At 60.3% G+C, this 21,276-nt stretch carries 16 protein-coding genes and 2 tRNA genes; 10 read left to right on the forward strand and 8 right to left on the reverse strand.

Annotation, left to right across the window (positions count from 1 at the left end; translation table 11 throughout):
* Window positions 1-32: 32 nt before the first annotated feature.
* Window positions 33-2,435 carry an alpha/beta fold hydrolase gene (locus tag BUA15_RS10495; protein WP_072715952.1) on the reverse strand — a complete coding sequence of 801 codons (2,403 nt, stop codon included), beginning with the start codon at window positions 2,433-2,435 and terminating at the stop codon, window positions 33-35.
* A gap of 60 nt (window positions 2,436-2,495) precedes the next feature.
* Here BUA15_RS10495 and BUA15_RS10500 point away from each other — a divergent pair, with 60 nt between their 5' ends.
* The 4 genes from BUA15_RS10500 to BUA15_RS10515 all read left to right on the forward strand — a co-directional run bounded on the left by BUA15_RS10500 (window position 2,496) and on the right by BUA15_RS10515 (window position 6,357).
* Entirely contained in the window at window positions 2,496-3,344 is an 849-nt protein-coding gene (locus BUA15_RS10500) for a DUF2726 domain-containing protein (RefSeq protein ID WP_072715953.1), read from the forward strand.
* A 131-nt stretch (window positions 3,345-3,475) separates the two neighbouring features.
* Window positions 3,476-3,548, forward strand: a tRNA-Lys gene (locus BUA15_RS10505).
* Window positions 3,549-3,555: 7 nt separating this feature from the next.
* A tRNA-Leu gene (locus BUA15_RS10510) sits at window positions 3,556-3,639 on the forward strand.
* A gap of 279 nt (window positions 3,640-3,918) precedes the next feature.
* Window positions 3,919-6,357: a heavy metal translocating P-type ATPase gene (locus BUA15_RS10515; protein WP_072715954.1), complete on the forward strand. Its 2,439-nt coding sequence runs from the start codon at window positions 3,919-3,921 to the stop codon at window positions 6,355-6,357.
* A gap of 20 nt (window positions 6,358-6,377) precedes the next feature.
* Here the strand turns inward: BUA15_RS10515 and BUA15_RS13755 are convergent, their stop codons facing one another.
* The 5 genes from BUA15_RS13755 to BUA15_RS10535 all read right to left on the reverse strand — a co-directional run bounded on the left by BUA15_RS13755 (window position 6,378) and on the right by BUA15_RS10535 (window position 10,200).
* A complete protein-coding gene (locus BUA15_RS13755; RefSeq protein ID WP_178139413.1) occupies window positions 6,378-6,542 on the reverse strand; it encodes a hypothetical protein in 165 nt (54 codons plus the stop codon).
* Between the two features lie 2 nt (window positions 6,543-6,544).
* Window positions 6,545-6,895, reverse strand: coding sequence for a hypothetical protein (locus BUA15_RS10520; protein WP_072715955.1), 351 nt, complete (start codon window positions 6,893-6,895; stop codon window positions 6,545-6,547).
* Between the two features lie 7 nt (window positions 6,896-6,902).
* The gene (locus BUA15_RS10525) at window positions 6,903-8,075 is read right to left on the reverse strand and encodes a 6-bladed beta-propeller (protein WP_072715956.1); all 1,173 of its coding nucleotides are present in this window, start codon (window positions 8,073-8,075) and stop codon (window positions 6,903-6,905) included.
* Window positions 8,072-9,301 (reverse strand): 6-bladed beta-propeller, encoded by a 1,230-nt coding sequence (locus BUA15_RS10530; RefSeq protein WP_072715957.1) that lies wholly within the window; start codon window positions 9,299-9,301, stop codon window positions 8,072-8,074. The genes BUA15_RS10525 and BUA15_RS10530 overlap by 4 nt, the downstream gene beginning before the upstream one ends.
* 158 nt (window positions 9,302-9,459) lie before the next feature.
* Window positions 9,460-10,200: a DUF2459 domain-containing protein gene (locus tag BUA15_RS10535; protein ID WP_245772014.1), complete on the reverse strand. Its 741-nt coding sequence runs from the start codon at window positions 10,198-10,200 to the stop codon at window positions 9,460-9,462.
* Here BUA15_RS10535 and ilvD point away from each other — a divergent pair.
* The 3 genes from ilvD to BUA15_RS10550 are packed head-to-tail and all read left to right on the forward strand — an operon-like array spanning window position 10,199 to window position 15,142.
* The gene (ilvD, locus tag BUA15_RS10540) at window positions 10,199-11,914 is read left to right on the forward strand and encodes a dihydroxy-acid dehydratase (protein ID WP_072715959.1); all 1,716 of its coding nucleotides are present in this window, start codon (window positions 10,199-10,201) and stop codon (window positions 11,912-11,914) included. The two genes, BUA15_RS10535 and ilvD, sit on opposite strands and share 2 nt — an antisense overlap.
* 37 nt (window positions 11,915-11,951) lie before the next feature.
* Window positions 11,952-13,328 (forward strand): AAA family ATPase, encoded by a 1,377-nt coding sequence (locus tag BUA15_RS10545; protein WP_072715960.1) that lies wholly within the window; start codon window positions 11,952-11,954, stop codon window positions 13,326-13,328.
* A 56-nt stretch (window positions 13,329-13,384) separates the two neighbouring features.
* Entirely contained in the window at window positions 13,385-15,142 is a 1,758-nt protein-coding gene (locus BUA15_RS10550; RefSeq protein ID WP_072715961.1) for a dynamin family protein, read from the forward strand.
* Here the strand turns inward: BUA15_RS10550 and queF are convergent.
* A complete protein-coding gene (gene queF, locus BUA15_RS10555; RefSeq protein ID WP_072715962.1) occupies window positions 15,139-15,645 on the reverse strand; it encodes a preQ(1) synthase in 507 nt (168 codons plus the stop codon). The two genes, BUA15_RS10550 and queF, sit on opposite strands and share 4 nt — an antisense overlap.
* A gap of 137 nt (window positions 15,646-15,782) precedes the next feature.
* On the opposite strand from queF, the gene BUA15_RS10560 reads away from it, so the two are divergent.
* The 3 genes from BUA15_RS10560 to BUA15_RS10570 are packed head-to-tail and all read left to right on the forward strand — an operon-like array spanning window position 15,783 to window position 17,634.
* Window positions 15,783-16,253 (forward strand): 6-pyruvoyl trahydropterin synthase family protein, encoded by a 471-nt coding sequence (locus BUA15_RS10560; protein ID WP_072715963.1) that lies wholly within the window; start codon window positions 15,783-15,785, stop codon window positions 16,251-16,253.
* Complete coding sequence (gene queC / locus BUA15_RS10565; RefSeq protein WP_072716050.1) at window positions 16,213-16,929, forward strand: 7-cyano-7-deazaguanine synthase QueC; 717 nt, start codon at window positions 16,213-16,215, stop codon at window positions 16,927-16,929. The genes BUA15_RS10560 and queC overlap by 41 nt, the downstream gene beginning before the upstream one ends.
* Window positions 16,930-16,932: 3 nt before the next feature.
* Window positions 16,933-17,634 carry a 7-carboxy-7-deazaguanine synthase QueE gene (locus BUA15_RS10570; RefSeq protein WP_072715964.1) on the forward strand — a complete coding sequence of 234 codons (702 nt, stop codon included), beginning with the start codon at window positions 16,933-16,935 and terminating at the stop codon, window positions 17,632-17,634.
* A 40-nt stretch (window positions 17,635-17,674) separates the two neighbouring features.
* Here the strand turns inward: BUA15_RS10570 and BUA15_RS10575 are convergent, their stop codons facing one another.
* Window positions 17,675-20,776: a UvrD-helicase domain-containing protein gene (locus BUA15_RS10575; protein ID WP_072715965.1), complete on the reverse strand. Its 3,102-nt coding sequence runs from the start codon at window positions 20,774-20,776 to the stop codon at window positions 17,675-17,677.
* Window positions 20,777-21,276 lie beyond the last annotated feature (500 nt).

Below are 21,276 nucleotides of genomic sequence, written 5' to 3' on the forward strand. Positions count from 1 at the left end.
GTTGGCGCCGAACTTCTACGAACGGTCAGACGTCAACGGGGGCACCGGTTGGGTCCTATCGTCTCCTCAATGAGCTTCAGAATGCGCCGGTATTCGTCGGTCCAGCTCGACGGCTCCCGAAAGCCGTGCCCTTCGACGGGGTAGACGGCCAGCTCCCAGTCTTCTTTGCCCAGTTCAATCAGCCGCTGCACCAGGCGGAAAATGTCCTGGGGCTGCACGTTCGTATCCACCAGCCCATGGCACATAAGCAACGGGTCTTCCAGCCCTTCCGCATGGTAAATGGGTGACGAGCGCACAAATGCAATGGAGTCGGTCTCGGGCGTATTCAGAATGTTTGAAGTATAGGGGTGGTTGTAGTGCGCCCAGTCAGTTACCGCTCGGAGCGCTGCCCCCCCACCGAAATGCTCGCCTTCCGTAAAGAGGGCCATGAGCGTGAGGAAGCCTCCATAGGAACCGCCATAGATAAAGACCCGCTCAGGCGGAATGCCGTAGTGCTTTTGCACGTAACGCGAAGCGTCCACGTAGTCCTGCAGATCCCGGCCGCCCATGTGACGGTAGATGGCTGTGCGCCAGTCGCGGCCATAGCCGGCCGAGCCCCGGTAGTCAAGATCCAGTACCAGGTAACCTCGGTCGGCCAGCAGGTTATGGAACATGTACTCGCGGAAATAACTGCTCCACCAGCGGTGCACGTTCTGCAGGTACCCTGCGCCGTGCACAAAGAAAACGGCGGCTCCGTTCAGGGAATCCGGTTCATAGACGCGCGCCGGCACCCGGGCCCCATCTGATGCTTCGATGAACCGGATTTCCGGGTCGCGCCATGGATAGGCCAGCCATTCCTCCGTGGGCGAATGCGTGATGCGCTGCGGTTCGGCCGGACGGCCCCACCGCAGGGGTTGCAGATAAATCTCGGGAGGCCGGTTGCTGTAGGAATAGCGGATGCCCATAACCTGCTCATCGGGGCTCAGCACCACGTCGTTGCGCCCCGTCAGCGTCGTGAGGCGCTGGCGCGGTCCGCCCTCAATGGGCATCCGGTAGAAATGGCGTTCAAACGGGGAGCCTTCACTACTGGTAAAATACCAGTATCGCCCATCGCGGGAAATGAACGGGTTGAACACCTCAAATTCGCCCTCGGTAAGCTGTCGGATCTGGCCGGTTTCGACGTCCACTACGTACAGGTGGCTGTAGCCGGTGCGTTCGCTCTGGAAGTAGAAATGGCGGTTATCCGGTAGCCAGCCCATGGTGCTCCGCCCCCCGAACCAGGAGATGCCCGGCCCGGCAATCCAGGCCTCGTCATGCTGTCGATCCAGCACGGTCAGCCGTCCGGTTTCCGGGTCCAGCCGGACGATCCATCGATCCTTGTTGTCACGTGCCCGAATTTCCAGCACAGCATACCGGCCGTCTCCACTCCAGTACGGTCCGTAGGCATATAGAAAGCGCCTGGTCTTTTGCGAGTCGGGCTCGACACCCTGCGCTCGCAGGTATTCGGGCACGTCATAGGCGCCGGGTACCTGATGCAGGTCAATCTGGTAGGTCGTATCGCGCACCAGGTCCTGCACGTATAGCTCAAAACTACCAGGTGGCACGCCTACCTTGGGCCGCGCCGGTAGCTCCCGCGCGTATCCTGAGTCTGTCACATAATCCATGACAGCCGTCATTTTATCCTGCGGCGGAGACGTAGTCAGCGCAAACGTAACAAAACGACCGGTGGGATCAAGCTGCAGTTGCTCCACCCGTTTATTCCCGTAATAAAAGGTGGGCGGGGGATTCTCGGCGTTACGATCCTGCTCCAGCGCCTTCTGGCGCGCTTCCCGCAACGCCTCTCGCTTTCGGATCACTTCGAAGAGAGCGCGCTGCTGCGCTTTCAGGAACGCATCCTGCGCATCTGGCTTGCGCTCCCGTGGCTTGCTGCCACGGCGCAGGTCGGTTAGCTGCGTAAGCGCCCCTGTACGCAGATCCAGTTGAAACAGATTATTTTCTTTGACAAATACGATGGCCTGTCCATCAGGCGTAAAGCGCGGACTCTGCTCCCGAGCAGGCGTTCGGGTCAGGCGCGTGAGCCGGCGTTCCCTGCGATCATAAAGGTACAGATCCCCGTCTCGCACGAACACCTTGCGCCGAAAGTCCGCGTCATACACCCACGTGCCATGATGCCAGCCGTCAAAAGCGGGCGGCAGGCTGCGGCGTTCTTCTGGTGAGACCTTTTCAGGGGTTCCCCCGTTACGGGATACCTTGAAGAGCGAGTCAGAAGGGAACTGGCCTTTGGGATTCCACCAGAAATACAGAAACTGGCCATCTTCAGACCAGAATGGATTATCGGGCCAGTCACCAATCCAGGTCTTTGGATCCTGCATGATCTTCTCGACCGTGAGCTGCGGCTGCGCCCAGACAGCAGGGCTCAGCAGGAGCAGGATCCATCCGGCCGTCAGACGTTTCATGGGAGTGATCCGGCTGGTGGTCGGTTACCGTACGGGCAAGATACGTTTTTGGCGCAAAACATGAAGACGCCTGCGAAGGCGGTCGATGTCGAAACGCTCTACCGGTACGTGCAGGAACAGGCCTGGACACCGGCGCTTGACCTGCTTTACCGACACCGCACCCTGCTTGCTATCGATCCGCTATGGCGCCATGCGGCTGCGCTGCTTATCCAGGAGCTGCATCCCCGTTTGCCTGAGCTCAGCCAGGCGGTATTGGAACAACTTTTTCTGCTGCACACCGGCCGGCTCTACCCGCTCCCGGAGGCAGTCTTTGCGGACCTCGTCGCTGAACTGGTGCGCCGGCATGCCAATCGCCCCGAGGTGGCCCGACGCTACGCCCGCTGGTGCCCAACGCATCCCGAGTGCGCTCGGCTGCTCGAAACGCCTGCCTCCAGCGTCGCCTGGGAAGACTGGAACGGTTTCGCTGTGCAACAGCATATGCCCACCCAACCCGCTACCCCTCCTTCGCTGTTTCGCTCTGAGCAGGAATTTGTATTCTTTCAGGCTGTTCGTGACGTATTTCCAACCTATCTGGTCTACCCTAACGTAGCCCTCTCGTGCCTCATTGACTATGAACGCATGGCTGACCTGCTGAACGCCTCAGAACGCCGCTACGTACTGCGCGCCCTGGTCGACTGTGTCGTGTTCGATCCCAACGACGCCTACCGCCCCCGTTACTGTTTTGAGCTGGACAGTCCTTTGCACGCTGAACCGGCTCGTCGCAGGCGAGATGTGCTCAAAGCACGCGTGCTGCAACAGGCAGGCCTTCCGCTCTACCGCATCCGTCCCCCTTCAGCCGCAGTAGAGCGCGATGCATTTGTAATGCTCCTGCGTCGCCTTTTCCAACAAAAGCAGTCCTCGGCATCGTAGATGCGGCATTTGCATTTTTTCCTAATTGCCTCCTTGTTCCGCCGAGCACGAATCCTTTTCCCGGCCTTAGGCGTTTAGCGCTCTTGCCTGGAAGGAGAGGTTTGCTGTAACTTGGCATACCTCTAGCGGCAGACCCCGTAGCTCAGTTGGTAGAGCACCTGACTTTTAATCAGGGGGCCGCAGGTTCGAATCCTGCCGGGGTCACGTTGCTGCCCGGGTGGCGGAATTGGTAGACGCGCCGTCTTGAGGGGGCGGTGCCCGCAAGGGCGTGCTGGTTCGAGTCCAGTCCCGGGCACTTTCACAGACTTTTACCAGAAGCCCCGCTGTGGTGGCGGGGCTTTTTGTTTTTTTCAAGCTCGTGCAGGTCTGCCGTTGTAAAGCTCTTGTGTCAAACGGGTGACCGCGTAGCCTCTCCAGCGCCCCAGCCTCTTTGTTGCCATCGTTCAGACTGCAAAACCAGCCAGTAAGATGGGATTTAAAAATTTGCAACAAGTCAAAATAATCTTGCCCCTTATTCTGGTATGTCTTACCCTGTGCGCATAAAACTCAAGAACGTCAAGATAAGCTGCGCCTTATGACCCGCGTGCGCGTAGAGCTGCCCGTCATCCTTCCCGACATTCCGGATGAGCGGGATCCCTGCGTTGAACGCCTGCAAGCCTCGCTGGCCACCCGGCAGGGCATTGAGCGCGTCCATGTCGTTCCTCCCCGCAACGGCACGCCAGCCTGCCTGTGCGTCCATTACGATCCAGAACAGGTGAGCCTGGACGAAATCGAACGCTGGGTGCGCCAGGAAGGGGCCGCCCTTACCGAGCAATACGGTCACCTGGTCCTTCCGGTCTCAGGCATCCGGAGCGTACGTCATGCCCGGCGGCTGGAGCGTCGTCTCCTACGTGAGGAAGGGATCCTGGATGCCCAGGTAAGCGCAGCCGGCGTGGTGCGCATCGAATATGACCGCCGGCGCTGGCAAGAAGAGGCTGTCCGCACGCTGGTAGAACAACTCGGGCTTACCATTCTGCCGGCCTTTCCCCCACCAGCCGCTGAAGAAGAAAAGCATGTCCACGCCGGCATCTTTGGCGAACGCACCGAATTGATCTACGCGCTGCTCTGCGGCTTCTTCTTAGGAAGTAGTTGGGTTGCCGAAACGTGGTTGAATGTTCCGGCACTCGTGCCCCGGCTGGGCTATCTGCTTGCCTACTTCTTCGGGGGATACTATACCCTGCGAGAAACCTGGGAAAGTCTGAAGCAACGCCAGCTAAACATTGACTTTTTGATGGTAGCGGCAGCAGTCGGCGCTGCATTGCTGGGGCACTGGGCCGAAGGGGCCTTTCTGCTGTTTCTGTTCAGCCTCGGACACGCGCTCGAACATTATGCCATGGGGCGCGCGCAACGCGCCATCCGCTCGCTCGGCGAACTGATGCCGCGCACCGCCCTGCGCAAAACAAATGGCACGCTGCAAGAGGTCCCTGTCGAATCCCTGCAGACCGGCGATATCGTCGTAGTACGCCCGGGTGAACGCATCCCAGTGGACGGTATTGTGATCGAAGGTCAGAGCAGCGTCAACCAGGCCCCTGTTACGGGCGAAAGCATCCCGGTCGACAAAATGCCGCATCCACAGGCCCAGGACGCCCTCTTGCAATGGGAACGCCTTTCAGATACTTACCGGGTCTTTGCAGGCACCCTTAACGGTAATGGCACCCTGACCCTTCTGGTCGCCCGGGAAAGCAAAGATTCCACCATCTCTCGGCTGGTCCAACTGGTCATGGAGGCCGAAGCACGCAAGTCTCCTACCCAGCGCTTTACCGAGCGCTTCGAGCGATTCTTCGTACCGGCCGTGTTGCTCTTCGACCTACTGGTGCTATTCGGAGGAACGCTGCTGCTCGGATGGCCCTTTGAAACTGCTTTCTATCGAGCCATGGCGGTGCTGGTGGCTGCCAGCCCCTGCGCCCTCGCCATCTCAACTCCCAGCGCCATTCTAAGCGGCCTGGCCCGCGCTGCCCAGCGGGGCGTCCTGATCAAAGGAGGCGCTCCTCTAGAAACGCTGGCCCTGGTGCGCACCATGGCCTTTGACAAAACCGGCACCCTTACCCGGGGACAGCCACAGGTAACCGACATATGGCTTGCTCCAGGTGCCTCTCGTAACACCCTGCTGGAAACCCTGCTCGCCGTCGAACGCCTGTCGGATCATCCGCTGGCCGAAGCGGTCGTGCAGCATATCGAGCGTACGGCTTCTTTTACCAGCCTGCCCGATCCTGTCGATATGGAAACGATCCCGGGCCACGGCATCCGCGCGCGCCTCCAGGGAGACCCCGTCTACATTGGCAACTTACGGCTGTTCGAACGCGAACAGATCCCGGTCCCACAACCCCTGCAGCAGCGCATGCAGGCCCTAGAGCAGGAAGGGAAAACGACCATGCTGATCCGCCGAGGCTCCTGCTTTCTGGGCATTGTCGCCTTACGAGATGAGCCGCGCCCTGAAGCTGCCGCGGTCATGCAGGAGCTCCACCGGCTGGGCATTCGACGGATACTCCTGATCTCGGGAGATAACCACCGCGTAGCTCAGGCAATTGCCCATCAGATAGGCCTTGACGAGGCGCGCGGTAACCTGCTCCCAGAAGACAAGGTAGCCGCCATTCGGCAACTTCGAACGGAAACCCCTCCCGTGGCAATGGTTGGGGATGGCATCAACGACGCCCCTGCCCTGGCGCAGGCCGACGTGGGCATCGCCATGGGTGCTGCTGGCTCTGATCTGGCCCTCGAAACCGCTGACATTGCCCTGATGGCTAATTCGCTGCAGGGACTTCCCTTCGCTCGGGCCCTCAGCCTGCAAACCCGCCGTATCATCAAACAAAACCTGTGGATTAGCCTCGGCATGGTCGCTTTCTTGATTCCCGCTGCCTTGCTGGGACTTCAACTGGGGGTGGCGGTTATGTTTCACGAAGGGTCTACCCTGGTCGTTGTGTTTAACGCGCTCCGCCTGCTGGCTTTCTCCTACCCTCAGCCTGCTCCGACGTGAACGCAGCCCCATCAAGAGGCTCAGCTTTCTCCATAGGGCAGGGGCATACCGGCCCGCACCCATCGTTGCATCCTGGCTACCCCTACCCATCGAAGCAGCATGTGGTAGGTATCAGCTTCCCGCATCAGTAGCACAACCTGCGGGGTCGCCTGCAGCCCTGGAGCGATCTCCTGCACATATCGCACGGCTAAATTCTGCCAGCGGCCCCCACCGCCACCTCATGGAAAGCTCCCATCTTTTCCAGATGCTGGAGTCCACGCCGAATGTCGCGGCTAATAGCAACCCCCACCATGCGAAAGGCGATGCCCCGCTCCACCGCCACGCGTTCAAGATGACGGCGCATGGCTGCCAGCAACGCAGGCAACGCGGGATCATTCGAGGGGCCGCAGGTAGGCGAACCGATATATACCAGCAGAAGCGCCTGCCGCTCTTCACCGGACCAGAGCAGCCGCCAGGGATCAGGGCGAAGCTGCTGATAATAGAGAGGCACCGAAATCCCAAGCAAAACGCCACTGAGCACGAGCAAACCTGCTCGCATCGCCCCATTACGAACCACTTATCGGTTCTGGCAAACGAAACACCGCAACATGGGGGAGCTCGGACGCTGGACTGATCCCCAGCCCATAGGCTCCCTGCCACGTGTAGAGACGGAAAAAGGGAAAAGTTACTTCCTGACCGTACCACTGCTGCCGTGCCGGATCCAGCCAGAAGGCATAGGAAGCGATCGTCCTGGCGGCCAGCGGTTGCCGAGACCGACGTTCCTGATATACCAGGTGGAAGAGCACCCTGCCGTCCGGCAGGGGCCAGACATTCCGCAGCACATACCCCCGGTCGCGCAGCGTCGGCTGCAACCGACCTCCCTCTACAAGGCGGTAGGCCAGCAGAGGCGCCTCGCCGATCCGCACCCGCCACCGCCGGGTTCCATCCGTGCTATAGTAGACCGCTACCGGAAGATTTCGGTAGACCAGCAATAGCCCGGGACCATATGGATCACAGTACAACTGGGCCTCCAGCATAAGAGCCCCGAACCCCTCCGGAAGCGCCTCAGGCGAATAGACGTCCTGCCTGCCAAAGGAGCGCACAGGCCTACCCTCCAGCGTCAATACCCGAAACAGCGGCTGCTTCTCCCACTGGGCCGATTGGGTGTACACGTACAGGGTATCCTCCAACAGACACCATCCAAGCGGGCTAGCCTGCAACTGGGGCCCCAGGTTATACGTCTGGTCCAGCACAAACCCCGTCCCTTCCGGCCGATAGCGGTGCAAACGGGGGCGTCCTTCCTCCATTACGTACAACCAGCCGCGGCTGTCAAACGCCACATAGATAGGCTGGTCAAACTCTCCCGGCCCCAGCCCTTTTCGCCCCACCTTAAACAAAAAGCGGCCCGCGCGGTCGAAGAAGCGCACTTCTCCATTGTCCCAATCGACGACCACCAGCCGACCTTTCGGATCGAACGTGGCGTAAACAACCCGCCCCAGAAAGTATTCCGGTCCCTGTCCCTCGGCAGCGCCGATCATCTGGTGCACGGTTGCCTTCGCCAGCGCTTCCACAACGGCCCCGTTCTCCGGAGAGGCCGGGCGCGTTGCCTCCAACGAGAGGACAAAATCAAACGGCCCCTGCAGTCGATCCAGCATCGGGTAGAGTGCCTCGGTCGGCGCCGAAGGACGGCAGCCAACCAGGCCTACTATCAGCATCAGTCCTGTAGCCAGCTGTCTCATGAAACCCTCTTTCGCGGGGGTTGCGCAGGCAACACGTAATAGGCAATATGCGGGATTTCCTGCTGGAACAGATCCCAGCGAAATCTAATCAGCACAGAATCGCGCACGGCCACCAGGGTGGCAAAAGGATAGGTTTCCAGATTTAACCGCATCGCCTTTCGACGACGCAGGTCTAGCAAGTACGCCATCGGATACTTTTTTATCAGACGTCCCCTTTCGCTTTCATAGCGAATGAAAGTATAAAACAAGAGGTCCTCCTCTAGCAGAACCGGCTCGATCAGATCATCCACCTGCCCCGTGTATGCATATTCCTCAATAAAGGAATCGGTCCTATAATACTCAGCGATTCGATTGTCGATTAGAAGAAAAGGCTGTAGATATATTCCATCTAAGAAAAAGCTATATCGCTGATCCTCTACAAAGTAGTCCACAATCGGAAAGAAAAGATAGGAAGCGACCACCCCTTCGCCACAGGCCACAAAGGCTCGGTAGATTTCACTATGCAGAAACCCTTCCTGCTCACGAGTGGCATAATGTCGATGTCTTCCGAAGCTCCTGACAACCGTAGGGGACAGATCGATTTCAAAAAAGAGCGGATCTTCTCGAAGGCGCGAGGTCTGCTGCGTGATCAGATGACCGTTTGCATGGAGGCAGCCGTCGTTTAAGAAAGAGGCGCCCACTGGCAGATCCAGAAGGCGCACAAATTCATACCCGGATCCCTGGCGGCGGTACACCACAAACAGAGCGCGTGAATAGTCGTAGACGTACAGGGTGTCGTTTACGCCCACCAGTAGATGTCCTGCCTGGATATACTCGCCAGGCCCTTCGCCCTGGCGGCCTACCAGCGTTACAAAGCGCCCATCTTGGTCATAGATGCGCACCTCCTGGTTCTCGAAGTCCAGCACCACTACCCGTCCTGTGCCATCAATCACCACATCCCATATCTTGCCAAACATACGATAGCGATCCTCCGCAATCCATGTCCCCACCTCCCATTTCAGATGGGCTTGCTGCAACCGCGCAGCCCATGCCTGCAAGACCGAATCGCTGTCCTGCGGAGTAGCAATCCAGTCAAACGCTTCCAGGGGCGGCAAACGGGCCGGATCCGGATGCCAGTGTGCTCCCTGTCCTGCTTCAGGCAGGCTCCCTCTGCAGCCACCCCCTCCAAACAGACTGACCCCTAGCAGCAGACCTCCGGCTGCCCTATTCAACCATTTCGCAATCACCGGTTAACCTTCTGCCCTCTGGTAAAAGTAAAGTGTATGTACCATTCGATTCTCTGTCAAGAAGAGCCTGAACATGTATGCGTGCGAACTTCATTCAACCGTTCCAATGCAGCGCTCCCGTATAATCCCCTGGTTTCAGACATCGGTCTGCTCGCCACTCACGGCATCGGTAATGGACAGGCGGCTGCTTTCTCTGCCATTGAACTCAGCGGTTCGATCTGGGCCCACAGATCCTTGATCGTTAGCACGCGCGCAGGCCATACCGGCAAACCCGCGGTGCGCAGCGCCCGGGCTACCCATCGGTTGCTGTTGTTCAGCAGGTGATAGCGTCCTCTGGCAGCGTAAAACTGTCCTTCCTGTCCATACAGCGCAGGCGCAACAGGCTGCAGTTTTCCCTGGGCGTCCCGTTTGAAATAGCCCGCGACAAAAGCTACCAGCTTGCGAAACGCCATGCTGTCCAGCTCCACCTGCCGCACAGGTCCCGAAAAGATGCGCGCCGGAGGATGGTCAAACGCCACCACATGCAGCACGGCAGCAGTAGGCCAGAGCGCAGCCCGCAGGGCATCTCCTGCTCCTGGATCGGGGTCGGGATAGTAGCCTGCCTCTCCCCAGCCCACTTCCACATAGCGCCGCGCGGGAAACCGCACCTCCTCAGGCCAGTCGGTTCCCTCCAGATCGGCCTGGCAGAAGGCTATACCGGCATGCCAGCCATGATGGATCAGGTAAATGGTAAAGCGTCGCTCCTGCGCCAGCGCCTGGCCCGCCAGCAGCAGGGCTAAACCAATGCTAAGGAAGCGCTTTTGCATCATTTGTGGTTCATCGGGTGGGAACCCTTCTTCAGGGCCGGGGTGTGCAGCCGTTGCTATTTGTCCGCGCAACCTAACGTCAGGTTCCGCCATGCCGCCGCTCAACCGCTACAGCCGCCGCATTACGCAGCCCCGGTCGCAGGGTGCCTCGCAGGCCATGTTGCTGGCCACCGGGCTGCAGGAAGAAGACCTGGACAAGCCCCAGATCGGCATTGCCTCGGTGTGGTTCGAAGGGAATCCCTGCAACATGCACCTGCTGGAGTTGGCTGCCGAGGTCAAAGCCGGCGTGCAGGAAGCTGGCCTGATTGGCTTTCGCTTCAACACAATCGGGGTCTCCGATGGCATTTCGATGGGTACCGAGGGCATGTCCTACAGCCTTCCCTCTCGCGATCTGATCGCCGACTCGATCGAGACGGTCATGGCCGCCCAGTGGTACGATGGCCTGATCGCCCTGCCCGGCTGCGACAAAAACATGCCCGGCTGCGTAATCGCGATGGGACGCCTGAACCGTCCCGCGCTGATGATTTATGGCGGCACCATTCGACCCGGCTGCCTGAACGGCCAGAAGCTTGACGTCGTCAGCGCCTTCCAGAGCTATGGCGAATACCTGGCCGGTAAGATTTCCGACGAGCAGCGCCGCGCCATTATCCGCCACGCCTGTCCGGGCCCGGGGGCCTGTGGCGGCATGTACACGGCCAACACGATGGCCGCCGCTATCGAAGCCATGGGCCTGGCTCTCCCCTTCAGCTCAAGCCTCCCGGCCGAAGATCCTCGCAAGCGCGCAGAATGCCGCCGCGCCGGCCAGGTCATGCGTCAACTGTTAGAACAGGATCTCAAACCGCGCGACATTGTCACGCGCGCCTCCCTTGAAAACGCCATTACCGTGGTAATGGCGCTAGGCGGCTCCACCAATGCCGTGCTGCACCTGCTGGCGATCGCGCATGCGTTCGACGTGCCGCTCAGCCTCGACGACTTTCAGCGCATTGCCCGGCGCGTGCCCCTGCTGGCCGATATGAAGCCCAGCGGCCGCTATGTTATGGAAGACCTGTGCCGCATCGGCGGGGTCCCAGCCGTCATGAAGCTGCTGCTCAAGCATGGGGCACTGCATGGGGAGGCGCTCACTGTAACAGGCAAGACGCTTGCAGAAAACCTGGCCGAGGTGCCCGATCTGCCCGATGATCAGGACATCATTCGCCCCTGGGACAACCCGCTGAAACCTAGCGCGCACATCTATATCCTCTATGGGAATCTGGCTCCGGGAGGCTGCGTCGCCAAGATCACCGGCAAAGAAGGCCTGCGCTTCAGCGGCCCTGCCCGCGTGTTCGACTCCGAAGAAGACATGCTGGCAGGCCTGGAAGCAGGGCGCATTCAGCGCGGCGATGTGATTGTTATTCGCTACGAAGGTCCCCGGGGCGGCCCGGGCATGCCGGAAATGCTCACGCCCACCTCGGCGCTGATGGGAGCCGGTCTGGGCCAGGATGTCGCGCTCATCACCGATGGCCGCTTCAGCGGCGGCAGCCACGGCTTCATTATTGGCCACGTCGTGCCCGAAGCCCAGGAAGGGGGACCGATTGCGCTGATTCGTGATGGTGACCGCATCACCATCGATGCCGAAGCCGGTCTCATCCAGGTGGACGTCTCCGAGGAAGAGCTGGCCCGGCGGCGAGCGACCTGGTCTCCGCCCCCCCTGAAGGTCAGCCGGGGCGTTCTCTACCGCTACGTGCAGACCGTACAGGACGCCTCGCACGGCTGCATCACCGACGCGCCAACCGGCGAACCTGCACCCGCGGGATCTCCCCCAAGCTAAAACGGGTTCCCGTGGGAAGACCTGCGTGGGGAACGGGATGGCGGACCTTTTTCAACAGGCAGCGGAACAATTTCTGGCCTCTCAGGCGCCCCTGGCCGAGCGCATGCGGCCTCGCACGCTGGACGAATTCGTGGGCCAGGAGCATATCCTGGGACCGGGCAAGCTGCTGCGCCGCGCCATCGAAGCCGACCGCCTCTCGTCGCTGATCTTTTACGGTCCTCCAGGCACCGGCAAAACGACGCTGGCCCGCATCATCGCCCGCACCACGCAGGCGCACTTCACAGCCCTCAATGCGGTGCTGGCCGGGGTCAGAGACATCCGCAGCGCCATCGAAGCAGCTCAGGAGCGGTTGCGGCTCCATCAGCAACGCACCATCCTGTTCATCGACGAAGTCCATCGCTTCAACAAAGCCCAGCAGGATGCCCTGCTCCCGCACGTCGAAAGTGGCACGGTCATCTTCATCGGAGCCACCACTGAGAATCCCTACTTCGAGGTCATTAAACCGCTGGTAAGTCGCTCCCGAGTCTTTGAGCTCAAGCCTCTAACCCCTGAACACCTGCGCCGCATCGCTGAGCAGGCGCTCACCGACCCGGAACGGGGTTACGGCGGCCGAAACGTGATTCTTGATCCGGAAGCGCTTAATCATCTGATCAATGTGGCCAATGGCGACGCTCGCTCCCTGCTTAATGCCCTGGAACTGGCCGTCGAGACCACCCCACCAGACGCTAACGGCCGCATTCACATCACCCTTCAGGTTGCCGAAGACTCCATCCAACGCCGCGCCGTGCTCTACGACAAAGAGGGCGAGGCCCACTTCGACACGATCAGCGCATTCATCAAAAGCCTGCGCGGCTCCGATCCCGACGCCGCCCTCTACTGGCTCGCGCGCATGATCTACGCGGGCGAAGATCCGCGCTTTATCCTACGCCGCATGCTCATCTTCGCTGCCGAAGACATTGGCCTGGCCGACCCTCAGGCCCTGCAGGTGGCGGCAGCCGCTGCACAGGCCTTCGAGTATGTGGGCATGCCGGAAGGTCAGTTCCTGCTGGCCGAATGCTGCCTGTATCTGGCTACCGCGCCCAAAAGCAATTCCACCATGGCTTACTTTAACGCCCTGTCCTATGTGGAGCGCGAACAATCCGGCGAAGTCCCCTCCCATCTGAAAGATGCCAGCCGTGACCGCCAGGGCCTCGGCCACGGACAGGGCTACCGGTATCCGCACGCCTACCGCGAACACTACGTCCCTCAGCAATATCTGCCCGACCACATGCAGGGCATCTACTTCTATGAGCCCTCCAATCAGGGCTATGAACGCGTCATTGCCCAACGCCTGGCAAGCTGGCGCCAACGTGATCTGGCCGAAAACCTGAAAAAGCGACTCCAACGCTACCTGCCGGACGACAACAACCCGTAGCGCAAGTTACGGACTTTTTTGTACCTTATCTGTCCCGGCTACCATCCTCTCTACCCATGGACGCCCTCCTGACGGCCGAACACGAAGCGCTGCTTGAGGCCGAGCGCAATTTGCTGGCCCGCCTGCACGGTGTGCTGGCCCGAACCGGCGCCGACGAGTCGCTGCGCGAGCGACTCTCCGAGGTCATCGAAGCGCTTGACGCGCTGTTCGTCGTAGTCGTTGTGGGCGAATTCAACGCGGGCAAATCGACCGTGCTCAACGCGCTTTTTGGCGAAAAACTGCTCGAAGAAGGTCCCATCCCGACCACTGCGAAGATCACTCTGCTGCGCCATGGCGAAACACCTATGGAACGTCCCCGCTCGGAATACCTGGTGGAGCGCTATCATCCCTCGGAACGGCTGCGCCACCTGGTGCTGGTAGATACGCCCGGAACCAATTCTATCATCCGGCGCCATCAGGAACTAACGGAGCATTTCATCCCACGTGCCGATCTGGTCCTGTTCGTGACCTCGTTCGACCGCCCGCTGGCCGAAAGTGAACGGCAGTTCCTCTCCTACATTCGCGACACCTGGGGAAAGCGTCTGGTCTTTGTCCTGAATAAGGCGGATCTGGCCCAGAGCGAAACCGATCTGGAACAGGTGCTTGCCCACATCCGGACAGGATGCCAGGAGCTTATGGGCTTTGAACCAGAAATTTTTCCGATCAGCGCAGCCCGTGCCTTCAAAGCCCGCACGACCGACGACCCGGCGCAGCGTGACCAGTGCTGGAAGACCAGCGGCTTTGATGCCTTCGAGCAATTTCTGGTGAAGCGCCTGGCCGGTCCCGAACGCCTTCGGCTCAAACTGACCGCTCCGCTTGACGTTACCGAACGCCTGCTTGAGCGCCTGCGCGCTCACCTGACGGAGCGCCGTCGCCTGCTGGAACAGGACCGCGCCAATCTGGAACGTCTGGAAGCCCGGCTGCAAGAAGTACGGGCCGAACTGATAGCAACAGTGCGCCCTTACCTCTCCGAAATCGACAACCAACTGCTCCAGGTCGAGCGGCGTGGCCTGCAGTTCCTGCGAGATACCATCCGCATCGGTCGGCTGGGCCTTCTGCGCGACCGGGACCGCTTCAAGGAGGAGTTTGCCCGCCAGGTGGTTCGTGACCTGGACCACCAGCTCGAAGCGATCCTGGCCGAAGCCGTCGATCGGCTGCTTCAGCAGGGCCTGCAGCTCTGGAACCAGACGTTAAATGAATTCACCGAGCGCGTCGAGCAGGTCGTGCGGCGCCGTTCTCCGCAGGTCCAGGCTGAGCTTCTGTACGACCGCCGCCAGCTTTTTGAAGCCGTGGTCCGCCAGGCGACTCGCCAGCTTGAAACGTACGACCTACGGGAGGAGGCCCGCCGCATCCTGGAAAATACGCGCGACGCGGTTGCTCTCTTCCTGGGGACCGAAGCCCTGGCCGGGCTGGGCGCGCTGGTTACCATGCTGATCACCGCGGCCGGTCTGGACGTAACGGGCGGTCTGGTAGCGGCCGGCGCCCTGGCAGTGGTCGGCTTCGTCGTACTCCCGCTACAGAAGCGCCGAGCGCTGCGCGAGTTTTGCGACCGTCTGGAACAGCTCCGCACGGAACTGCGCACCGCGCTTGAGCAGCAACTCACGCGCGAAGTGGATCGCCTGCTCGAACGCCTGTCGGCCACGCTCGCCCCTTACCAGAAATTCGTGCACCGCGAGCAGCAACTGGTAGGCGAAATCGAAGAAGAGTTGCAGGCCCTTGAGCGCGAATACCGCCGCCTGCGCACTGCCATTGAAAAAGCCGTACCGGTCGGTTAACGGCCCTGCTCACGACTATCAATCGTACAGGTTGTTCGAATACCTCCCCGCACGTTGTACACTGTGGTTACCCGCAGGTACTCCGGATCCTCCAGATGACGCATCAAGTCCTGATAAATGATCGCCGTTAGATCTTCCTGAGCTGCTCCAATATTCCGCCAGGATACCAGGTAGTACTTGAGACTTTTGAGTTCCAGAATCCAGCTACCGGGCACGTACTCAATGCGCAGCACGCCATAGTCCGGTAATCCCGAAAAAGGACAGACCGCTGAAAACTCGCCGGGCTCAGTTTCATAGACGACGACCTGGCGCACCCTGTGCTCATAAGGGAGCCGGTCAATATGTTGCTGGCGAGACTCCGGCGGCAAAAATGGCTGAATGCGTCCTTCTGGCCGAATGCCAAAGCGTGCCATGTAGGTCAGCGCCTGTTCGGTGTGCGCCAGGGCTTCTTCGCGAAGCGCCGCCAGTTTTTCGGCCAGCCGCTGACGTTCTTGCTCGGTCATTGCCGCGGTTGGTTGCTTGACCCACCTCGCTGCCAAACGCCCCGGTACACCAATGGTTCAAATTTTCCCGGAGCCGACACCCCCGGCGCCGTCGTGCGTTGTATGGCGTGCAAGTGCTTAAAAAAGTGGAGCGTCCCATGAAAATTGCCAAGCAGTTTCGGTTTGAGGCCGCGCACCGACTCCCCTGGCATCCGGGCGCCTGTCGCCACTTGCATGGTCATTCGTACCGGCTGACCGTCGGGCTTGAAGGCACGCCCGATGCCCGAGGCATCCTGGTGGACTTCCAGGATCTAAAACGCCTGCTTAATCCGCTGATAGAAAGCTGGGATCATGCTACCCTGGTAGCCTCGGACGACACAGCCCTTCAGGAAGCTTTAGACGTGCTGGGATCACGCTACGTCGTCCTACCTTTTGACTCAACCGCTGAGAACCTCTGCACCTATGTGGCCGACTATCTGATCCGTGAAGCCGGCGAGTGGCTGCGGGCGCGAGGTGTCCGGCGGCTATGGGTGCGTCTGGCCGAAACCGAAACGTCGTTTGCAGAAACCGAATGTGCACTGGTGTCCGATGTCCGTCCCCAACCTGCTACCCACGCTGAAACCCACTGAGCAGGGCGACACGGCCCTGGTATTGCTCTCAGGCGGGCAGGACTCCACCACCTGCCTCTACTGGGCCCTTCACTACTTCTCCCGCGTCGAAGCTATTGGCTTCCACTACGGTCAGCGGCACGCCATTGAGCTGCAGCAAGCCCAGAAAATTGCAGAGCAGGCCGGGGTTCCATTCACCGTACTGGACCTGCGCGGCCTGTTGCGCGGCAGCGCCCTGACTGAGCACGATCAGGACGTCTCGGCAGCCCATCCGCTGGCCCCTCACCTGCCTGCTTCGTTCGTGCCCGGCCGTAACGCCCTGTTCCTGACGCTGGCAGCCAGTTACGGCTTCACACGTGGCATTCATGACCTGGTCGGGGGTATGTGCCAGACCGACTATTCAGGTTATCCCGACTGCCGCCGCGCTTTTATCGACGCCATGGAAAAGGCACTTTCGCTCGCACTCGACACAACCCTCCGCATCCACACGCCCCTCATGCACCTGACCAAAGCTGAAACCTGGCGCCTGGCTCGTGAACTGGGTATTCTGGACGTGATCATTGAGCTGACTCACACCGACTACCACGGCAACCGCTCCGAGCGCCACGAGTGGGGCTATGGCCGCCTCGACAACCCGGCTTCAATCCTCCGGGCTCGCGGCTATGAGGAAGCTAAAGCACGCGGCTGGCTCGATTGACCCATGCCTACCTACCGCGTCAAAGCAATCTGGAAGACCCTTCAGGGCGAAGGCTTTTTTGCCGGACGCCCGGCCGTCTTTGTGCGCTTTGTAGGCTGCAACCTGTGGTCAGGACAGGAACGCGACCGAGAACGCGACGCTCAACGCACCGGCGCCGACTGCCCCCGCTGGTGCGACACAGACTTCCGTAAAGCGGGAAGCCGCCCGTACACCGCCGACGAACTGGTAGCAGCCCTCCAGGAAGTTGGCGGACCGATCCGCTTCTGCGTGCTGACCGGTGGGGAACCTTTGCTCCAACTGGATGCCTCCCTGATGCACGCATTGCAGGCAGCCGGCTACTTTGTGGCCATTGAGACAAACGGAACGGTTAGCCTGCGCCAGGCCTGCACCGATCCCGAAACAGGACAACTCGTAGCCCCTGACTGGATTGTGTGCAGCCCCAAATTGCCCGAAGACCGACTTGCGCTGGAATACTTTGATGAGTTAAAGCTGATCGTGCCCGACTACCGTCCAGAACAATACGCCCGCTTCGCCCGTCGGGCACGCCCGCATCGCGTGGGAGGCCGTCGCATTCCGTTGCTCTGGCTTCAGCCGGAAGACGGCCCTCGCCTGGCCGAAGCGCAGCGCTGCGCCGTCGAGCTGGCCCTCGCCCATCCTGAATGGCGCGTCTCTGTCCAGATCCACAAAGTGCTCGGAGTAGACTAAGCGCTTGCGTCGCCCGTTTCTTATCGCCTGACCAGTCGCATTAGAACAATTCGAGCTGGCGCCCGCCTACCGCAGCACGACGTACTGCGTGAGTTTTCTGTCGGACCACGTGCATCGGCAGATCAGCCAGAAATCGGGAAGGCCGGGGAGTGCGCATGCGTCCCATCCAACGGCGACGCTGCGCATGCGTCAGAAAAAGCTGCTCCTGCGCTCGGGTCATGCCCACAAAAAACAGTCGCCGCTCCTCGGCTTCGTGCGCCGGATCGACGCGGCCGTCGTAGGTCAGCGGCAACAATCCTTCTTCGCATCCTACAATAAACACAATGCGAAATTCCAGTCCCTTGGCTGCGTGCAGCGTCAGCAGCGCCACCCCCTCGGCTCGGGCATCCCAGAGATCGGCTTCACTGCGAAGCGTCAGTTCGTTGCGAAAGGTCTCCAGGTTATCCCCACACTGATCTGCCAGCGAGCGGAGCACCCCCAACAACTCCTGCCGCTCAAGCGCGGTTGAAGCGGCCCACTGCGCCAACCGTTCCGTTAGCGTCCCTTCCGGGTGTTCGGCCAGATAAGCCAACAAGGCCTCCACTTCCGGCAGTTCTGCCAACAGCCGATGGCTCCGCTTCTGGTACGGAATGCCAGCCTGCCCTAGCACTTCCTGCAACTCGGCAGCCTGCGCTTCGGTACGGTACAGCACGGCCACATCTCCAAAAGTGTACGTGCGGTCCTCGCCGTCGGCCCGGGCGCTATCGAGCGCATAGAACGAGGTGCCTCCGATAAGCCGTTCAATCGTTTCCGCCACGAAAATGGCCTCCGATCGCTCGCTCGGGCAGGTAACCACTTCGACAGGCGCACCGCCGGGCCGCACCGCCACCAGCTCTCGATCAGGCACAAGCGACGCGTGCGCCATCATACGGGCGGCTGCCTCCAGGATTGTCTGCGAAGAACGATAATTTCGGCGGAGCACCACGCGTTGCGTAGCGGGATAATCGTCAGCAAACCGGAGGAAGCAGTGCACATCCCCTCCTCGGAAGCTGTAGATCGCCTGATCGGGATCGCCGATAACAAACAGCCGCGCATCGGTTTCCGGCGCCAGCAGTCGAAGCAACCGGTACTGGTTAGCGTCCACGTCCTGAAATTCATCCACAGCAATCCACCGAAAGCGTGCGCGGCAGGCGGCTGCTACGTCCGGATGGTTCTCCAGCAGTTGGACGGACAATCGAATCAGATCATCATAGTCCACGCAGCCAATTTCGCGCAGGGTGCGATCGTAGCCCTCCAGTACCTGCTCCAGGCGTTCGTCGCCGGGCTGACCTGTACGTTTTCGGTAGGAAAGACGGGCCAGCATACGCTGCGCCTGCGTCGCCGAAAGGCCCTGGGCTTCGAGCGCGGCACGTTGTTCGGCTTCGGTCGCCACGCGAAGGGGCTGCGGCAGTCCCAGTCGGTCGCCGTACGTTTGCAGCAGCTCCAGTCCGAGCCCGTGGAAGGTGGTTACGGTAACGCTTTCGGCCGCTTTGCCCAGCAGGGTGCTAAGGCGCCCGCGCATTTCATCGGCAGCCCGGCGCGTGAACGTGACGGCCAGACATTGTGCAGGATCGACGCCTTTTTCGCGTACCAGATAGGCCAGTCGATAGGTAAGCGTGCGTGTTTTACCCGTGCCAGGCCCGGCCACCACCAGCACGGGTCCCTCCGTGTGCGTCGCTGCAGCGCGCTGCTCGTCGTCCAGGCCAATCAGCAGTCCACCGGTCCCATTGGTCGGCGTTGTCTGGACAGACGGCGAAGTCGGCTTGCTCTTGGGTGGGGTTGAAGGGAGCACCGGCTCCGCCACCTTCGGTCGTTCTGGCTGCCGAGACGCCGGCGCTGGCAGGTCGAACAGCAGACCAACAGCCTGGCCCTGCGCCCGTTCCGCATCGGTAAACAGGCGAATGACGCCATAGGCCCCATCGTAGCCAGCTTCCCGAATGACCTCGCCAGCCCGCATGCGCCGGACGGCTTCGGCCAGCAGGGATCCCGCTCGGCGCTGCAAGTCCTCAAGCGGAACCTCGCGCAAAATGGTCAGCTCCGGCCCGAACGTTCGAAGCAACCGCTCATAGCGCTGCTGCACCGCCTTTGTGCCCGCCCCTTTGTTTTCGATCTCTGCGAGCACCTCTACCAGGGGGATCAGGCTTTCGAACGCCATAGGCCGCGCCGGAGGCGTCCCTTCAGGACGGTCGGCCAGCTCTTCGACGCGATGCAGCACCCCGACCGTCAGGGACCGGCCACAGACCGGACAGCGGCCGCCCAGCGCCCGCGTTTCGGCTGGCTCCAGGCGTACCCCACAGGCCCGATGACCGTCCAGGTGGTACTTCCCTTCCTCCGGGAAGAACTCAACCGTTCCGCCATAGCCCTGCCCGGTCTCCAGCGCCTGCTTGATCGCAAAATAGTCCAGCGCCGTATCAAACAAACAGGCTTCGCGTCCCAGCTTGGCAGGCGAGTGCGCATCCGAATTGGACACCAGCGTATAGCGATCCAGCGCCGAGAGCCGCCAGTTCATGGGCGGATCGGATGACAATCCGGTCTCGACGGCAAAAATGTGGTCGGCCAGGTCCCCGTAGCATTCTTCAATGGAATTGAAGCCCGATTTCGAGCCCAGCACCGAAAACCAGGGCGTCCAGATATGCGCGGGCACCAGGTAACAGCCTTCACCTGCTTCCAGCGTGATCTCGAGCAGATCCCGCGAGTCGAGTCCAAGGATTGGCCGGCCGTCCGCGGCCAGGTTGCCGATGCGTCCGAGCGCCTCCCGCAGCCGCTCCGCTTTTTCCAGGTCAGGCACATAGATAAGGTGGTGTACCTTTCGGACGCGCTCTCCTTTCTTATAGATGGTGGAGATTTCTACCTCCAGCATGAAGCGAACGGGGAAGGTCACCGGCACGCCGGCCTGGCGGCGCGCTTCGCGATCCAGGTCGTCGCGCAGGCGAAACAGGCCGGGTTCAGCGGGCACAAGCTTTTCGCGGATTTCGGCCATCCAGGCGGGATGGGTAAAGTCGCCGGTGGCCACCACGGCGATGCCTTTCCGGTAGGCCCAGAGGGCCAGATGCTCCAGATCAAGGTCGCGGCTAGTTGCCCGGGAATATTTTGAGTGCACGTGCAGATCGGCCAGAAACGGCATAGCCACAGCGGTCGGTTAAGCATCTGGCCCTAAATTAAGCGGCGCACCTGCTTGATGCCAGTACAAAATAAAAGAAGGCAGACTCTCGCATTCGCAAGAGAGCCTGCCTTCTTAAAATCAAGATATAGTTACCACGTTGACTATTTATCCCTCAAAACATGTAACCATGATTCTCTATTTTCAAAACAGTTGTACGCTTTATTTCTTCTCTTTTCGTCATTTGATGCTCCAGTTCCATGCAATTGTATGGCTTCTTATTGGATGAACCCTGAACGTAATAATGCACACAAACTGCGATTCCCTCAGCCTCCTTATCGATTTTTTCGCCAGAAAAGATAAATACTTTCATTTTACAAACCAGACAAGATGGACTGCTAATACATTAATTGATGCCCCGATTGCATGGATCAAAAACTTATCTGATTCACTCATTCTGATACATGCGCCATCGGGTAGTAGCTCCATCACGAACATCCCAGTTCAAGGGTTAAGCTGCTCAA

It is taken from the genome of Rhodothermus profundi (assembly GCF_900142415.1).
Lineage (GTDB): Bacteria > Bacteroidota > Rhodothermia > Rhodothermales > Rhodothermaceae > Rhodothermus > Rhodothermus profundi.

Excerpts from the sequence above, each read along its gene's own strand:
- BUA15_RS10495 (WP_072715952.1), bottom strand. The coding sequence starts at position 2,435 with ATGAAACGTCTGACGGCCGGATGGATCCTGCTCCTGCTGAGCCCTGCT.
- BUA15_RS10500 (WP_072715953.1), top strand. The coding sequence starts at position 2,496 with ATGAAGACGCCTGCGAAGGCGGTCGATGTCGAAACGCTCTACCGGTAC.
- BUA15_RS10515 (WP_072715954.1), top strand. The coding sequence starts at position 3,919 with ATGACCCGCGTGCGCGTAGAGCTGCCCGTCATCCTTCCCGACATTCCG.
- BUA15_RS10520 (WP_072715955.1), bottom strand. The coding sequence starts at position 6,895 with ATGCGAGCAGGTTTGCTCGTGCTCAGTGGCGTTTTGCTTGGGATTTCG.
- BUA15_RS10525 (WP_072715956.1), bottom strand. The coding sequence starts at position 8,075 with ATGAGACAGCTGGCTACAGGACTGATGCTGATAGTAGGCCTGGTTGGC.
- ilvD (WP_072715959.1), top strand. The coding sequence starts at position 10,199 with ATGCCGCCGCTCAACCGCTACAGCCGCCGCATTACGCAGCCCCGGTCG.
- BUA15_RS10535 (WP_245772014.1), bottom strand. The coding sequence starts at position 10,200 with ATGGCGGAACCTGACGTTAGGTTGCGCGGACAAATAGCAACGGCTGCA.
- BUA15_RS10545 (WP_072715960.1), top strand. The coding sequence starts at position 11,952 with ATGGCGGACCTTTTTCAACAGGCAGCGGAACAATTTCTGGCCTCTCAG.
- BUA15_RS10550 (WP_072715961.1), top strand. The coding sequence starts at position 13,385 with ATGGACGCCCTCCTGACGGCCGAACACGAAGCGCTGCTTGAGGCCGAG.
- queF (WP_072715962.1), bottom strand. The coding sequence starts at position 15,645 with ATGACCGAGCAAGAACGTCAGCGGCTGGCCGAAAAACTGGCGGCGCTT.
- BUA15_RS10560 (WP_072715963.1), top strand. The coding sequence starts at position 15,783 with ATGAAAATTGCCAAGCAGTTTCGGTTTGAGGCCGCGCACCGACTCCCC.
- queC (WP_072716050.1), top strand. The coding sequence starts at position 16,213 with ATGTCCGTCCCCAACCTGCTACCCACGCTGAAACCCACTGAGCAGGGC.
- BUA15_RS10570 (WP_072715964.1), top strand. The coding sequence starts at position 16,933 with ATGCCTACCTACCGCGTCAAAGCAATCTGGAAGACCCTTCAGGGCGAA.
- BUA15_RS10575 (WP_072715965.1), bottom strand. The coding sequence starts at position 20,776 with ATGCCGTTTCTGGCCGATCTGCACGTGCACTCAAAATATTCCCGGGCA.